At 59.4% G+C, this 15,170-nt stretch carries 15 protein-coding genes; 12 read left to right on the plus strand and 3 right to left on the minus strand.

The window, feature by feature from the left end; translation table 11 throughout:
* The first annotated feature begins 116 nt into the window (after positions 1-116).
* From Q0071_RS21645 to Q0071_RS21695, 11 genes are all read left to right on the plus strand, one after another.
* Positions 117-479, plus strand: coding sequence for a hypothetical protein (locus tag Q0071_RS21645; protein ID WP_298174555.1), 363 nt, complete (start codon positions 117-119; stop codon positions 477-479).
* A gap of 27 nt (positions 480-506) precedes the next feature.
* Positions 507-1,112 carry a dTDP-4-dehydrorhamnose 3,5-epimerase gene (gene rfbC, locus Q0071_RS21650; protein WP_366886939.1) on the plus strand — a complete coding sequence of 202 codons (606 nt, stop codon included), beginning with the start codon at positions 507-509 and terminating at the stop codon, positions 1,110-1,112.
* Positions 1,100-2,161, plus strand: coding sequence for a dTDP-glucose 4,6-dehydratase (rfbB, locus tag Q0071_RS21655; protein ID WP_298174556.1), 1,062 nt, complete (start codon positions 1,100-1,102; stop codon positions 2,159-2,161). Before rfbC ends, rfbB begins: the two co-directional genes overlap by 13 nt.
* Before the next feature lie 14 nt (positions 2,162-2,175).
* Positions 2,176-3,084: a dTDP-4-dehydrorhamnose reductase gene (gene rfbD, locus Q0071_RS21660; protein WP_298174558.1), complete on the plus strand. Its 909-nt coding sequence runs from the start codon at positions 2,176-2,178 to the stop codon at positions 3,082-3,084.
* Between the two features lie 320 nt (positions 3,085-3,404).
* Entirely contained in the window at positions 3,405-4,268 is an 864-nt protein-coding gene (rfbA, locus tag Q0071_RS21665; RefSeq protein WP_298174560.1) for a glucose-1-phosphate thymidylyltransferase RfbA, read from the plus strand.
* An 81-nt stretch (positions 4,269-4,349) separates the two neighbouring features.
* On the plus strand, positions 4,350-4,667 hold the full coding sequence (locus tag Q0071_RS21670) for a hypothetical protein (RefSeq protein ID WP_298174562.1): 318 nt from the start codon (positions 4,350-4,352) through the stop codon (positions 4,665-4,667).
* A 449-nt stretch (positions 4,668-5,116) separates the two neighbouring features.
* Positions 5,117-6,427 (plus strand): hypothetical protein, encoded by a 1,311-nt coding sequence (locus Q0071_RS21675; RefSeq protein ID WP_298174564.1) that lies wholly within the window; start codon positions 5,117-5,119, stop codon positions 6,425-6,427.
* 65 nt (positions 6,428-6,492) lie between these two features.
* Positions 6,493-8,334: a CAAX prenyl protease-related protein gene (locus Q0071_RS21680; protein WP_298174566.1), complete on the plus strand. Its 1,842-nt coding sequence runs from the start codon at positions 6,493-6,495 to the stop codon at positions 8,332-8,334.
* A 158-nt stretch (positions 8,335-8,492) separates the two neighbouring features.
* Positions 8,493-9,194, plus strand: coding sequence for a hypothetical protein (locus tag Q0071_RS21685; RefSeq protein ID WP_298174568.1), 702 nt, complete (start codon positions 8,493-8,495; stop codon positions 9,192-9,194).
* Positions 9,195-9,436: 242 nt separating this feature from the next.
* On the plus strand, positions 9,437-9,796 hold the full coding sequence (locus Q0071_RS21690; protein ID WP_298174570.1) for a thioredoxin fold domain-containing protein: 360 nt from the start codon (positions 9,437-9,439) through the stop codon (positions 9,794-9,796).
* 190 nt (positions 9,797-9,986) lie between these two features.
* On the plus strand, positions 9,987-11,279 hold the full coding sequence (locus Q0071_RS21695; RefSeq protein ID WP_298174572.1) for a sugar transferase: 1,293 nt from the start codon (positions 9,987-9,989) through the stop codon (positions 11,277-11,279).
* Positions 11,280-11,369: 90 nt separating this feature from the next.
* Here Q0071_RS21695 and Q0071_RS21700 read toward each other — a convergent pair whose 3' ends face one another.
* The 3 genes from Q0071_RS21700 to Q0071_RS21710 form a co-directional block, all read right to left on the minus strand.
* On the minus strand, positions 11,370-11,897 hold the full coding sequence (locus Q0071_RS21700) for a hypothetical protein (RefSeq protein WP_298174574.1): 528 nt from the start codon (positions 11,895-11,897) through the stop codon (positions 11,370-11,372).
* A gap of 93 nt (positions 11,898-11,990) precedes the next feature.
* Positions 11,991-12,785, minus strand: coding sequence for a response regulator (locus tag Q0071_RS21705; protein WP_298174576.1), 795 nt, complete (start codon positions 12,783-12,785; stop codon positions 11,991-11,993).
* Between the two features lie 622 nt (positions 12,786-13,407).
* Entirely contained in the window at positions 13,408-14,091 is a 684-nt protein-coding gene (locus tag Q0071_RS21710) for a lytic transglycosylase domain-containing protein (protein ID WP_298174578.1), read from the minus strand.
* 125 nt (positions 14,092-14,216) lie between these two features.
* Between Q0071_RS21710 and Q0071_RS21715 the strand changes: the two genes are divergently transcribed.
* The gene (locus tag Q0071_RS21715) at positions 14,217-15,113 is read left to right on the plus strand and encodes a toprim domain-containing protein (RefSeq protein WP_298174580.1); all 897 of its coding nucleotides are present in this window, start codon (positions 14,217-14,219) and stop codon (positions 15,111-15,113) included.
* Positions 15,114-15,170: the final 57 nt, after the last annotated feature.

Here is a 15,170-nt window from a genome sequence, read left to right on the forward strand (position 1 = left end):
CTCGTCCCGGATTGAAAAAGCACAAGGCCGCAATTCGTAAGCCCGCAGTTCGCAGTGCGGTGGCAGGACGCAGGTCCGCGAAGCGTGTCGTCCGTCACGCGATCAAGCATCGCCTGATGCGCGCGGCGACCCCGGTCGCCGACAACGGCGCGCGCTGCGTCTCGCACAAGACCAAGCCCACGATCGAGCAGCAGCCTTCAGCGCCGGCCGTCACGACACCGGAGGCTGCCGGCACAGTGACGACCATGGGTGAAGTCGGTGCAGCGGGCGCGGCAGGGGGTGCCGGTGCGGCCAGTGCGGTGGGCGCAGCCGGGGCTGCTGGTGCAGCTGGCACCGCCAGTGCAGGCACCGGTGGCGCTGCACCCGCAGCAGGCGCCGCAGTCGGCGGAGGCACCACAGCGCTGGGAGCGATCCCCACAATCGCAGGTGCTGCAGGTGTCGCAGGCGCCGCCGTGGTTGCTGTGCCCAAAAGCAACTGAACTCCAGCATGTGATGGCCACTCAAGGGTGGCCATCACTTCCCAAGTGGACATCATGAAGTTTAGACCGACAGAATTGGCTTCGGTTATCGAAGTTTTGCCTAATCGCTTTGCCGACAGCCGGGGCTATTTCTCAGAGACGTTTCGACAGGATCTGTTCGATCGCGAAATCGGTGAGGAGAATTTCGTTCAGGAAAACGAATCCCTCAGCCGGGCAATCGGTACGATCCGGGGGCTGCATTTTCAGAAACCGCCAGCCGCTCAGGCCAAGCTCGTACGCTGCACGGGCGGAGCCATCTTCGATGTCGCGGTCGATCTCAGGGCCGACTCGCCCGACTTCGGGCGTTGGGTCGGCGTGACGCTTTCCGAGGAACGCGGCAATCAGCTGTGGATCCCTGCCGGTTTCGCCCATGGTTTCTGCACACTCACCCCCGATGCCCGCGTCTCATACAAGGTTACGGCGTTCTACAGCCCACGCCACGACAGCGGCGTGGCGTGTGATGATCCGGACATTGCTATCGACTGGCCGGATCTGGCTGACCGATCAACACTCTCTGCGAAGGATTTCGAGCTGCCACGGCTCGCCGACCTTCCGACCCTATTCAGGATACAGGACAGAACATGCGCGTTATAGTCACTGGCGGTGCGGGCTTCATTGGCTCGGCGCTTGTCCGACACCTTGTCCTGGAACGGGGTTATACTGTCCTGACCATCGACGCGCTGACGTATGCCGGCAACGAGCAATCGCTGAAGGAGGTGGCAGGATGCGCCCGGCACGAATTCCTTCGTGCTGATATCTGCGATGCGGCAGCGATGGAGCGTGCCTTCGCAGATTTCCGGCCGCAGCGGGTGATGCACCTGGCGGCTGAAAGCCACGTCGACCGTTCGATCACCGGCGCGCGGACTTTCATCGACACTAATATCATCGGGACGTTCACGCTGCTTGAGGCATCGCGCAAGTACCTTGCCTCCCTCGATCCTGTCGACGCCGGGCAGTTTCGCTTCCTCCATGTCTCGACCGACGAGGTTTACGGCTCACTCGGCGATGAGGGTCTCTTCCGAGAGGACACCCCATACGATCCCAGTTCGCCCTATTCCGCATCCAAGGCGGCATCCGATCATCTCGCAAAGGCCTGGTCGGCAACGTATGGCTTGCCTGTGGTTGTCTCGAACTGCTCAAACAACTACGGCCCCTACCAGTTTCCCGAAAAGCTGATCCCGCTGACGATCCTGAACGCGCTCGAGGGTCGCGGCCTGCCGATCTATGGAAAGGGCGATAATGTGCGCGACTGGCTCCATGTCGATGACCACGTCCGCGCGCTCGACCTGATCGCGGAGAAGGGGCGGAACGGGGAGACCTACAACGTCGGCGGACGCAATGAGCGGCGCAATATCGATGTAGTCAGCCGCATTTGCAGCGTGCTTGATCGACTGGTGCCAAGATCCACGCCCTATGCGGACCTCATCGTCTTCGTACGGGATCGTCCCGGCCACGATGCCCGCTATGCCATTGACGCAACGCGGCTGGAAACAGAGCTGGGATGGCGGGCGAGGCACGACTTCGATAGCGGGGTCGAACAGACAGTTCGCTGGTACATCGAGAATCAGTGGTGGTGGGGTCCGCTGCGCGGATCATACGATGGGCAGCGGCTCGGTCTGATCGCCGAAGCGGCAGCCGTCTGAGCGATCAGAATTTCATGCGTATCTGCGTAACGGGACTGCAGGGACAGGTCGTGCAGAGCCTTCTGGCGCGCGGTGCCGGGCTGCGGCATACCGTCATCCCAGTTGGTCGTCCGCTACTCGACTTGTCGAAGGACGATCCTGTGGGCGTCCATAGGACGCTGGCGCAGGCCCGGCCGGATGTCGTCGTGTCGGCCGCTGCGTACACCGCTGTGGATCAGGCTGAAAGCGATCGCGAGGCCGCCTTTGCAGTGAACGTGCGCGGGGCGGGTCTGGTGGCCCGTGCTACTGCCGCGATGGGGGTCCCACTGATTCACATGTCTACTGACTATGTCTTTTCCGGGACGGCATCTACGCCCTACCGAGAGAGCGATGTGCCGGACCCGCAGAGCATCTACGGTGCAACCAAGCTGGCCGGTGAATACGCGGTACTGGCCGAGAATTCCAACACCGCCGTCTTGCGCACCGCATGGGTCATTAGCCCGTTCGGTCGAAACTTTGTCAGGACCATGCTGGCGCTCGCGGCGACCCGCGATGAACTATCGGTCGTGAGCGACCAAGTCGGCAATCCGACTTGCGCGATGGATATTGCTGATGCGGTCCTCGCGATCGCTGGCAACCTCGTTGCCAGCAACGACGCCGGTTTGCGCGGGATCTTCCACCTTGCTGGCGCGGGCGAGACGAGTTGGGCAGGGCTTGCCGAGGCTGTATTCCGTCGATCTTCGGAGATCGGTGGCCCAGTTGCGTCGGTTCGCCACATCCGATCAGATCAATATCCGACGGCGGCACGCCGCCCTGCGAATTCCAGGCTCAACTGTACGAACCTAGCAGCGTCACATCGCGTGAGGATGCCGAACTGGTACCAATCCCTGCCCAAGACCGTCGATGCCCTTGTGCAAGAGAGGCTGAAGCTTTCGCGTTGCTGACCTTGAAAATGCCAGCTTGCCGAATGGGGAAATGACCAATCCCCAAAAACCAAATTGTATAATTAATATGGGTTTATGAATCAAAGAATTTGTAAATTATATAAGAATAGTAGATATTAAAGAATTATGATCAGATAATTATTCCTATTACTATGATCGGGTGAATTTTTTCGGCAAAATACTTAAAGCGGAACACGGATTCAAAGCGGCGAACATCTCTGTCTGCGTCAGCTGGTCAGTGCAGCAAAATCCGGTTCTGATCCGCGTCCGCCGTCTGACATAAAGCCCAAAATCCCACTAAAAATTGCGATGAGGATGGCATGAAAGGCATAATTCTTGCCGGGGGGAGTGGAACACGCCTCTACCCGATGACACTCCCTGTGTCGAAGCAACTACTTCCTATTTATGACAAGCCGATGATTTACTATCCGCTGTCTACCCTGATGTTGGCAGGAATCCGTGAAATACTCATAATCACGACGCCACAAGACCTCGCACTTTTTGAAAAACTTCTCGGCACTGGTAACCAGTGGGGCATACACCTTACGTATGCCGTTCAGCCTGAACCTAAGGGGTTGGCTCAGGCCTATACCATCGGGGCGGAATTCGTCGATGGCGGGCCCTCCTGCCTTGTACTGGGGGATAACATCTTCTTCGGCAGCGCTCTGCCGGACGTGCTGAGCGCCAGTGCCGCGAACGTGCATGGCGCCACAGTGTTTGCCTACAAGGTCAACGATCCGGAGCGTTATGGGGTTGTCGAGTTCGACGACCAGATGCGGGCGATCAGCATCGAGGAAAAACCGCACAAGCCGCGTTCGAACTGGGCTGTGACAGGGATGTATTTCTACGACGCGGGTGTGGTGGATATTGCCGCCAACATCAAGCCGTCGAACCGGGGCGAACTGGAGATCACGGATATAAACCGTGTCTATCTCGAGCGCGGCCTGCTTTCGGTCACCCCACTGGGTCGAGGCTATGCATGGCTCGATACCGGAACGCCCGACAGCCTGCTCGACGCATCGGAGTTCGTCGCGACGCTGGAGCGACGGCAGGGGCTCAAAATCGCGAGTCCCGAAGAAATCGCCTGGCGGAAGGGTTTCATCGGAAATGATGAAATTGAGCGACTGGCCAGCGCACATGGGAAGAGCAGATACGGCGAGTATCTTGGACGGCTTATTACCTGATACTCGGTGCGTCATCTCGGAAGGTCATGACAGCCTTCAGATGCATAAAGTTATTTTAAGAATATTTTCAGAGGAGCAAATATGTACAAGATTACATTGTGCGCGATTGCAGCGGCCACTTTGGCTGGTTGTTCCACTGTGGCCCATCCGGGCCTCGTAGAAGGCACGCCTGCGCCGCGGATCATCAAGGGCAAGCACGATGTTCCAACGTGGACCAACGTGGGAAGCTTCGGCGCGATCAGGGCTGATGACGATGAACATGCTCAGTCCGTGTGCGCAGGTCTTAACGATGAGAAGTATACCTTCCGAGCCGAGGGTTTCCACTCCGCAGCAATCGACATCAACGGCGAGAAGTTTCCGGCGGGCGGATACTACTGCGTCGCGAAGAAGCGTCGCTGATCCAGGGCCGACATCCAGCTAGCTCGCTCGATCAATGTCATCGCACAGCACACAGCGCCGGCGCAGGAAGTCAGGGAGAGGATGGGGCCGCAGGTTGGGGAGCCGATTGTCCCACCTCATCGGCCGCGTTTTCGGAAAGACGTCCCGGCGCCGGAATGCGCAGTTCCTTCGCAATCGGGTCGTCTATCCGATCTGTCTGATCATAGGTCATAAGCGGAGCCGGCGCGTGGTCTACGCGAGCGGTGAGAAGTGGCGGTGCTGCGGGCGATGTGGCTCTCGGTTGCCCAAATCACAGCCAGTCGAGTGATGTGCAACTGGTCAGTCCGCAGAGCGCGCTGCGGGGTGCCTGCCCAGACTGATCCACTGATGGTTCCTATCCAAATCGAATGTACAGCCGGGGCGCGACGGCCTTCGCGCCGGAGTGAATGATGATACGTTTAGTACGGCACTTGATCTGGCTGGTTGCGGCCCTGGTAATTGCGTTGCCATGTGTCGCAACCGCCAGCGAGGTTGTTGCCACGATCGACGGCGTCGATGTGACCAAGGGCGACATCGACCTGCGCATGCGCACTGACGAGACGCTGCGCTTCCAGCCCATCGATTCCCCGCAAGCCCGGTTGGAGGCGTTGCGGCAATTGTCGGTCGAAATAGCCGTCGAGCACGTTATCCGTGGGGCCCTGATCCCGGGCAGTGATTTGATGATGAGTGTCGAACAGGATCGGCGCAGGAAACTGCTGGGCATCTTTGAAGCGTCCAGCACTGCGGGCATTTCGCTAACCAACGAAGAAAGCGAACGGTTCATTGCCGCCAATCCGCAGTTCTTCAGCAAGCGCAAGACATGGCACTATCACGAAGTGGTTGTGACGGCCGAGGAGCGCGATGTGATTTCGATCATGCGCGCCAAGGCGGCATCGATCGGATCACTGCCCTCGCTTGACACCGCAGCGATGTCCAATGCGTTTGATTGGGTCCGAAACCGCAAATTCGCGACCATTATGCTGAACCGCTGGATGGGATCGGAGCAGATCGATCCTGACTTGATGAAACTGCTCGAACAGATGGTCTCAACGCAGCGGCGCGTCCACGCCGAATGCCGCGACAACACCTGCTCGTTCGTCGTTCTGCATGAGGTCGTGGATGATCCCGTCGACCTTCGGTTCGGACGGCAGGTGGTCGAGGAAACATTGCTTGCACAGAAACGCGCCCGCGCGGCAAGTGCCCTGCACGGAGGAATACTCAAGCGAGCGGTCATCGAGTTTCGCGACCCTGCGATCGCAAGGGCGGCCTCCGGGACATGGGGGCTTCCGCCCTATCTGAAGGCAGGCGGCTTCAACAAGGCGATCTGGATCTTGCAGATCTCGCTCGTATTGCTCTCAATCGTCTGGGGCGGCTGGTATCTGTCTCAACCGCGCGAGGTGGCAGCGGTCGAAGGCACCATCCGACCCAAGGGGCTGGGCAAGCTGGACGAGCGCTTGGAGAGCTGGCGCTTCCTTCGCCTTACACAGCGAGGTCTGGTGGCGATCATCATCGTTCTGATCTGCGGTGAGGGCGTCTGGGCCCTGGCCCGGACGTCGTTCCTGGAATTCGACCACGACTTCGCGGCGGTGGCCGGTGGAAGCTTCCTTGTGCTTGCGGTGATCTACGCCATCTGGCGCTACTCGCCGTCTGCCCGCCGCCTTGCGAGCCAGTTCCGGTTCAGCGGGTTGGGACTGCTTGCGGCCTGCGGAGTCAATGCGCTGCTCACCTGGGCGGCAGGCTGATGATTCCGCGCAAACCCCGAAAGCGCATTGCTCCGGAGAGTGTGCCCTTGGCTGGGGAACACGTCGTGCTCGTCGCGTCCAGAAAGCAGGCCCGTTCGGACGGCGCGGAAGCTGGCGACCTTGCAGTAACGGTGCGGCGCAAGAAGCCTGGCGGTGCTTCCGCCGCGTTCATCCATCCCGATGCGGTGGCAATGCCCAGAAAGAAGCCAGCTTCACGCAAGGCCGCCGAAAAGGCTGACGACTCTCCGCACGACGTGGTGGACGTGAGATTGCGGCGGACGATTGTTTCCAACCGCATTTTGACAACACTTTTGCAACTGCTGATCCTTGGCCTCACCGGCTTCGTGGCGGCTCAGCAGTTTCAGGGGGCGGACCAGTCCGATCGCCCCTTGGTTGCAGTTCTCGCGTGGTTGCCGGCTATTGTGCGCGGAGTGCTGCTGGCAAGCGTCGCAGTACTCGCGCACTGCGTTGCGCTGTATCGGCAGGATTTGTACGAAGCATGGGAGCGGGCGCCTTCGGTCCGGATATTTGTTGCGCATTTTGCGCTGGCCATCACGAATTTCATCGCAGTTGCCGCCGCCCCACCCCTCGTGGTTGCGCTGAAAAGCGGTGGATCTGCATGGTTAGCCTACTACGCCGTCGCGCCGGTGCTTTGGGCAAGCTATCTGGCGACGGGTTTTGCCCTCCTTGTGCCTGGCTGGGAAGCCTTCGCTCGGACGATCCGCCTGCGGGCTGGCGCACTCGGGGCGCTCGTTCTGGTGTGCTACGTGGGTTGGCGGCTGTTCGAGCAATCGGGCTATCCGAGCTCACGCCCGTTCATTCAGGCTACGATGGCGGTCGTCACCTGGATCAGCGACGGAGTGGGGCACCCGCTATGGTTCGTGAAGATCGCCGACAACGGCATCCCCGTCTACCGCGCCGGCACCTTTACCGCTTTCATCCTACCGGGGTGCTCAGGACTGGAGGGAATGATGCTGACGGCGGGCATGTTGCTGGCCGCCGTGGCTATGGAACACCGTCGGCTGCGCATCTGGTTCGCGCTTGTTTTGGTCACGCTGGCCGTGTGCGGCGCATTCCTTGTGAATGTGGTGCGCCTGGTATTGCTGTTCTACATCGGAGACAAATGGTCTGCGGAAGTTGCGGTGACTGGTTTTCACGCCAACTTTGGCGTGTTTTCCTTCGTCTGCATCTCGATCCTGTTCTTCCTTGCCATACGCCGTTACGCCGACAAGGCCAGAAGCGGACCGATCGACCTGGTGCCGCCTCGCATCGGTCTGATGCCTGTCCCGCCGACGCGCGTGGCGTACCCGTTGATGGCATCGATCGCCGCCACCTTGCTGGTCGGGTTGTTCAGCGGCACGTTCAACTGGTTCTACCCCGTTCCGACCCTGTCTGCCGCCTTCCTGCTGGTGCGATTGAAACTACCGGCGCAGGAGCCGGACTGGTCGATCACAGCGATTCCGGTTGGCGCCGGGGCGCTGGTCTTCTGGCTCTGGATCATGCTGGTTCCGGCAGATGCGGATGCATCCGCGAAGTTTGCCGAAACGCTGTTCGGAGCCTCGCCGCTGTTGGCGACGCCGTGGCTGATCGTGCGATTTGCCGGCTCGATCCTTGTCGTGCCGATTGCCGAGGAGCTCACGTTTCGGGCTTTGCTGTTGCCTTGGGCGATGCGAGCCTTGGATCGGCATGTCGCGCGCAGCCTGCTCGCTCCGCTAGCCCTCGTGCTCAATGCGGCAGCCTTTGGAGCCATGCATAGCGGTGTCGCCGCCGGCATGGTGGCAGGTCTCATTTTCGGACTGGTCTTCTGGCGGCGGCGCTCATGCCGCGATGCCATCCTAGCCCACGCCTGCAGCAATCTGCTCTTGTGTCTGTATGTGCTGGGATCGGGTGATTGGTCTTACCTGTAGAAGATGTCTGGTAGTTTGTGTGCAGGCCGACCGCACCGATTGGCCGTCCGACGAATTCAACCATCGAAAATGCATAGTACGAATGTACTACATTGATAAATAAAACGTTTAGTGCGGTGGAACTGTCTACTGAGAGTGCTAAGGAGGTTGGGAATCAAATGAAAGTGACCGCGATGAGTAGGTTGAAATCGATAGCTTTTGCACTCGCGGTGGCGAGCAGCCTGCTGGCTTCGTCGGTTCATGCGGCGCCATGCATACCATCCGCAGCGACGAACTTTTGTCATGCAGACTTTAACATAAACAATATTACGTCATCAACGTTCAGGAATGCAACGGCCCAGGCCGCCGGTTTCAATGGAACTACCGGAGCGAACGCCAGCGCCCCGGATAGTTTTGCGACTGGGGGCATGAGCTATGCCATAGATGGAACCGGGTATGGTGCGATCAGCATTAAATCGCTGAAGAATATTACGACGACGCTGGTCTGGACTGCAACGCAGGCGGGGCCATTCAGGTTCGACTGGATCGCTTCAGGTCAGTCATCGGCTGGTGCGAACTTCTACGTCGTGATTAACGGTACTCAGACCCTACTGACCAACACGGCGACGGCGGCTGTACCCAAGTCAGGGACCAGTACATTCAACGTCGGCTTAGGACAGACGATCTCCTTCAGGGTTGTTGGTACCACCAACAATGCTTTGCTTAACTCTGCACAACTCGAGGTTTCTTCGTTCAAGGGCGTTCCGGAAATCGACGGTGGCATTTTGCCGCTTGGCATGCTGCTCCTCGGCGTCCTGTTCATTGCTGCGAAGCGCAGGGATGCGGGCGAGGGCGAGGCAGGGCTCTTCGCGTCAGCCTGAATGTCATTGCGCAAGCAGTTCGGTAGCATTCCCGGCGCGCAGGTGACCCTGCGCTCCGGCGCTACCACTAAAGGGCGGTGTCGATGAGGTATCCCGGACCAGCCGCTGCTATTCTGGGCTTCGCATCGCTTTCGGCACCTACGGTTCAAGCCGTTCCGCCAGCACTCACGCAAGCGACTGGCGAGCGTCTGTCACTCGATGAGCTCCCTCTCGCCGGGGGCGTCGAGTGGGGCCCGCGCAGCGTGCCTGCTGTCGCGATATTCACCGATTATCGCTGCCCGTTCAGCCGCGCAATGATTGCGCAGCTTACTGAGCTCGGCGCACATGTCATCGAATATCCCATCTCGATCCTGGGATCGCGCGATCTCGCGAAAGCTGTGATATGCGCACCAGACCGGGCCAAAGCCATGCGCGATGCCTATGGCCGAGTGCCTCTGCCTGCCGGTAACTGCGACACGGCGGGTCTTGACCAGAACGAGGCTTTCGCTGACGCGCACGGAATCACCGAGGTTCCGGTCATGGTCCGTAGCGATGGAACCGTGATGCGCGGGTATGTCGACCCGGACCGGCTCGCCGACTGGCTCGACACCGCGCCGCAATAAGCGCCTTTGGCACCTCGGCGCGTTTCTACACTCATCTTCCCAGCCATCGTCGCAGCGGCCGACTCATACCAACCGCGTGGGCCAGCTTCATGCGCGAACGCAGTCGACCATGTCTCAGCATTTCCCGTCTCTGCCACCGTCAGCAGCAAAGCCGCTAGACGTTATCCGGCTTCGACTGCATGTCCTTCTGATGCTGCTCGATGCAGCGGCGTTGCTGATAGCCAACTGGATTGCAGATCTGGCGTTTCACAACCCGGCGCCAATAGATAACTACCCAAATCGGGTCGAAACGCTTATCGGTATATATTTGACGTTAGCTGTATACACGAAGTTGTATGCGCGTAGCGACGACAAAAGTGTTTTAGGAAATTCGATATCTGCGATAAAGGCGTTGCTGTCGGTTCAGTTTATCATCGTAATCATCAATTTTATTAACAAGTCTTCAATTTATGCATCACGCGGCCATGCGGTGCTGTTGTTAATATATAGCGTCAGTTTCCTCATTGCCGCGCGGTTGATTGTCCATTTGGTGGTGCAGAGGCTTCGCCTGCGGCCGTTGGAGAACGTGCTCTATGTGCGGGACGGCATCGAACTTCCTGAAATCCGCCATCGTCACTTTAGCGTCGACATCGGCAGCGATGTGGCGCTTGTGGATTACAACAATCCTGAGTCGATGCACATCATCGGTGGTTATTTGATGTACATGGACCGGGTCGTGGTAGCATGCCCTCCGGAACGGCGTCAGGCCTGGTCGGTCATCATGAAAAGCCTGAGCGTTCAGGGCGAGTTCGTCGATGACAGGGCGCACCTGATCGGTGCGACTGGTATATACCAGTCGGAGACCTATTCCTCCCTGATCGTCGCCTTGCCGCCGCTGTTTCTCCACGAGCGTCTTATGAAGCGCATCTTCGATATTGTGTTTGCCGGCGCCGCGCTTGCCGTCCTCGCACCCCTGATCGGCCTGGTCGCGCTCGTCATCAAGATCGAGGACGGTGGGCCAATCATGTTCGTCCAGAAGAGGACCGGACACAACAATCGCTTTTTCCGCATGTACAAGTTCCGCTCGATGCGGGTCGAGCGTTTGGATCCGCATGGGGCTAGATCTACCGATGTCGATGACGATCGCATAACAAAGGTCGGGCGGTTCATACGCCGCACGAGTATCGATGAACTGCCGCAGCTGATGAATGTGCTGCTGGGAGACATGAGCATTGTTGGGCCGCGTCCGCATGCAACCGGATCGCGGGCCGGAGGAATGCTGTTCTGGGAAGTCGATCAGCGGTATTGGCAACGTCATACGCTGAAACCCGGCTTGACTGGCCTGGCGCAGATCCGCGGCTTACGCGGGGCAACCGATAACGAAGAGGATCTACTTCTTCGCCTTCAGTGCGATCTCGAATATGTCCGCAACTGGACCCTCTGGCGGGATCTCGGGATCATCGCCGCGACGGTCCGCGTGATCGTTCACCAGAAAGCCTACTGACCACCGTAAAAATGCGCTGCCGCGGATCGCATGGCTTCTCCGCTAGCGGTTTACCGTCAAACAAATTCTGGGGATCGCCTGGCTCGCCCTCTAATGAACCCGCCGCGCCGCTCTCGTCTGGGCGATGCGTCGGCAAACGGCGCGAATTCGGGCTGCGCCTTCGCGAGCGGGCATGCCGATATCCAGCACGTCTTCGGCCCCCCAATTCAATACCATCGCCCGCTCAGAAGGTGTCAGCATTCCGCTCACGGTGAAGATGGCAGCCGCCGGTGTCCTGCGTTGCACTTTCTCGATCAAGGCTTTCAGGGCCGAGGTTTCATTCGCGCAAAGGAGGACCGCATCGCATTCTGCCAATGAGCGTGTGCGCTGCAGCTCGGGCCCATCTTCGATCCGGACGCAGCTCGGGTGATCGAACAAACCGGCAAACCACGTTGCCACGTTGGCGTAGCCCATGGCTGAGGCTGCAAAAACCTCCCCGCAAAGCTCGCCTGCATGGATGTGATCTCCATATCGCTCTGCGGCAAGCAACGTCATGTGGTCCGGCTGAAGCCGAGCCATGACCGATCGGGCGCCACCTCGGTAGGATTCCAGCAAGGCGATTTTGATCGGTTTCGGCATCGGAGCGAACCTCGAGAAAACTCACCTCTTGCCCCGCCGCTGGTTCTGCGCACGCGAAGGCTTGAGCTAACAGGTTGGAAAGCAAGGACGAACTCAGACCTCTTCGGCATGGCGCGTGATGTTCGCGACACTGGCTGCAGAATTCACCTTGAGCTTCGTGAAGATCCGGTGGCGGTGAATTTTCACCGTGTTTTCGCTCCGGGCCATCTCGGCGGCGATCATCTTTGTCGGGTAGCCCTTCGAGATCATGCGGGCAACATGCAGCTCCGTCGGGGTGAGCAAGGCGATCATGGACTGTGCCAATTCTTCGCTCTGTCGCCGGCAATAATTGCGCCGCGAACTGCCGACAGCGGCATTGATGGCACTGCGCAGCGCCATCTCGCCGAATGGCTTCTGGAGAAAGTCGAAGGCGCCGGCCTTCATGCAATGCACTGCAGTGACCACGTCCTGGATGCCGGAAATGAACACGACCGGGAGTGCAGCACTTGAACGGTTGATCCACTCCTGCACAGCCACGCCATCGAGGCCCGGCAGGCGGATGTCCAAGATAACGCAGCCGGTCTTGTATTGGGCGAGCAGATCAAGCAACTTGCTGGCGTTCGAATGTGCGCTTACTGAGAAACCGAGATTTTGTACTGTCTCGGCAATGCCTTCGCGCAGGGCGTCATCGTCTTCCACCACAAAGACCATTTCGTGGTCGGTCTGGCACACACTGGCCAAGGGATGACTACCGTCGACAGCTGCGCTGCGATCCTGCAACTGACAAGGACGCATGTATGCGCGCAACCCGCAAGCGGCCTCATCTCCAAGCGACCATCGGGTCGAATTTGGACTGTCCGGCGATTCGGTATAGGCATATTTATGTACGTCCTGGTGAAAGTTACCCATTTATCTGCCTGCTACCGATCATGGCCGGCAGTTACGCGGGAAAATACAGAGATCGCCATAGACGAATCGATTATAAGGCGAACTCATAGTGTGGATTGCGCCCCAGGACCGCAGCAGGTCCTCGCTCGCAACAGAAGTGCGCCGTCGAGAACGGTAAATCACGAAAATCATTTCAGAATATGCGGGGCGGTTGAGCGGGACACGGTACCCTTGGCCGCCGCGGCGTACAGATTGCGGTCACCAATGATCAAATTTAGGGCATCCGACCCACGTTTGTGCGGTGCGTTGGCTGAGGCCTCGCGCGGTTGTGGCTGCAAGTCATCGCGGGGGAACATTAGTTTTGTAGTCGTTTTCGATTCATGCGGTTCGTGAGACGGTCCGGAGGCTGGCGCACGATGTGTTGAAGCTATACGTTTATTTGCGTACTGAGCGATGCTGAGGTTTTGATCACGCAAGAGCATGTCCTTGCACGCGCCTGCCATTGGCACGAGTTTCGTCCGCACCATCCATCCTCGAACAGTGTGACGCGCAGTTGCACCAGCGCAGGTCGAGGACCCGACCGATCTGCTAAATCTTCGGATAAGCCTAGGCCGTAAACTTATGAACCGCGCCATCGAGGCGGCTAAATGGCGAACATATCGGGCCAACGCGCCCGCAGGGAAGAGCGCCAGTTGCGCAGTACATCCCGCACATAGCTCGGCGTTTCGCCGTTCATTGGAATTCGCCCCGAGCGCGCCACCGCGCCCGGCCCTGCATTGTAGGCGGCGATAGCAAGATGCACCATGCCAAAGCGGTCAAGCAGTGTCCTGAGATAGCGCGCAGCCCCTGCAATGTTGGTAAGCGGATCATAGCGATTGCCAACTCCCAGAGCCTGAGCTGTTCGAGGCATTAACTGGCCAAGGCCAGCTGCACCAGCCTTGCTCAGCGCCAACGGATTGTAGCGGGATTCTGTCCAGATCAGCGCATCGAGCAGTCCGGGAGGCAGAGCATACTGTCTTTCCGCTGCAGCTACATGCAGCAGGTAGATCGCTCGTCTGAACCTATCAGCTTTATCGTTTGCCCTGACAAAGCTGGGAGGGCGTTCAGCCATGGGCTGTAACCGGATATTCTGACGATCCGCTTCTGGACGTGTCCAAGCGCCGAATGTCACAAGTGCAAAGCCATCTTGACCGGCTTCGGTCCTTACGCCGGCGCTTGAACTTGCGTTATCTGCTTCGCTTGCGAGCGGAGTTTCTGCAGCCAAAGCTGTGTTGGGGAAAGCCAGCGTCAGTGCAGCCAGCACTGCACATCGAAGCGAACCGATCATCTCGAATGTTCCTCTAGCCGACTCGTGCAAGAACATATATAGAACATTGCGCGCGATAAAGCGCGTTTCGAATGGGCGCAGAGCGGAGGCTGCGCGTGCGGTGGCATCCTTGATGGAGATGCCCGATGCCGACTGCCCTTCTTACCGATCGCCTTGAAGTCCGTGCCCGCCAGATCGTTGCCGACCTTGGCGGCACCTGGTCGTGTTCGCGCGGCATGTGCCGATGTCCGGCGCATGAAGACCGCACCCCGTCGCTCAGCGTGACGCTGGGCTCGCGTGCGATCCTGTTCCACTGCTTTGCCGGATGTGCGAATGACGAGGTGCTGGCTGCGCTCGCTCAGCGCGGCGTGAAGGCTTCATCATTGTTCGACGGGCGGACTGAGCCCATTCGAACCGCTCTGCCGGAAACGGTGCCGAGTGAGAGCATCCAGCGGCTCTGGCGGGAAGCAACGTACCTCGCGGACAGCCCTGCCGAGCGCTATCTCGTAGGTCGCGGTATCTCGGCGGGATCTCCCGATCTGCGGTATCACCCGCGCACACCGCTTGGGCCCAAGGGCGCGGTGAGGTTCCTTCCAGCGCTGCTCGCGGCGGTGCGCACCGACCTCGGAGTAGTCGCGCTGCATCGCACCTTTCTCGAGTGCAAGACTTTCACGGTTGCCCGGTTCGACGGGCCGAAGCGCGCTCTTGGCGCGCTTGGTCGGGGTGCGGTGCGCCTTCATGGGCCTCGCGGCGGCAAGCTTGGTCTGGCCGAGGGGATCGAGACGGCCCTCTCTGTACGGGAGCTCTTCGGCATCCCCTGCTGGGCGACGCTCGGCACCGAGCGTTACGGGCTGGTCTCGGTCCCGGAGAGCGTGAGCGAGTTGCACTTGTTCATCGATCACGACGCAGCGGGCGACCAAGCTGAGCGCCGCGCCCGGGCTGCCTACGAGCGGGAAGGGCGCGTGATCGTGACGCACCGTCCCAAGCAGCCGGGTGCCGACTTCAACGATGTTCTGCGGGCCCGGCAGCCCGTCTTAGTCTGATCCACAGGAGAGGGGAGGAGGCGTGGAGCCTTTCGAGACCCGCATGGCGCGGGTGTC

It is taken from the genome of Novosphingobium sp. (assembly GCF_027486195.1).
Classification (GTDB): domain Bacteria; phylum Pseudomonadota; class Alphaproteobacteria; order Sphingomonadales; family Sphingomonadaceae; genus Novosphingobium.

What these genes read in the sequence shown, in the direction of transcription:
- rfbA (WP_298174560.1), top strand. Translation starts at nt 3,405, where the DNA reads ATGAAAGGCATAATTCTTGCCGGGGGGAGTGGAACACGCCTCTACCCG.
- rfbB (WP_298174556.1), top strand. Translation starts at nt 1,100, where the DNA reads ATGCGCGTTATAGTCACTGGCGGTGCGGGCTTCATTGGCTCGGCGCTT.
- Q0071_RS21700 (WP_298174574.1), bottom strand. Translation starts at nt 11,897, where the DNA reads ATGCCGAAACCGATCAAAATCGCCTTGCTGGAATCCTACCGAGGTGGC.
- Q0071_RS21715 (WP_298174580.1), top strand. Translation starts at nt 14,217, where the DNA reads ATGCCGACTGCCCTTCTTACCGATCGCCTTGAAGTCCGTGCCCGCCAG.
- Q0071_RS21670 (WP_298174562.1), top strand. Translation starts at nt 4,350, where the DNA reads ATGTACAAGATTACATTGTGCGCGATTGCAGCGGCCACTTTGGCTGGT.
- Q0071_RS21705 (WP_298174576.1), bottom strand. Translation starts at nt 12,785, where the DNA reads ATGGGTAACTTTCACCAGGACGTACATAAATATGCCTATACCGAATCG.
- Q0071_RS21645 (WP_298174555.1), top strand. Translation starts at nt 117, where the DNA reads ATGCGCGCGGCGACCCCGGTCGCCGACAACGGCGCGCGCTGCGTCTCG.
- Q0071_RS21695 (WP_298174572.1), top strand. Translation starts at nt 9,987, where the DNA reads ATGCTGCTCGATGCAGCGGCGTTGCTGATAGCCAACTGGATTGCAGAT.
- Q0071_RS21710 (WP_298174578.1), bottom strand. Translation starts at nt 14,091, where the DNA reads ATGATCGGTTCGCTTCGATGTGCAGTGCTGGCTGCACTGACGCTGGCT.
- Q0071_RS21685 (WP_298174568.1), top strand. Translation starts at nt 8,493, where the DNA reads ATGAAAGTGACCGCGATGAGTAGGTTGAAATCGATAGCTTTTGCACTC.
- rfbD (WP_298174558.1), top strand. Translation starts at nt 2,176, where the DNA reads ATGCGTATCTGCGTAACGGGACTGCAGGGACAGGTCGTGCAGAGCCTT.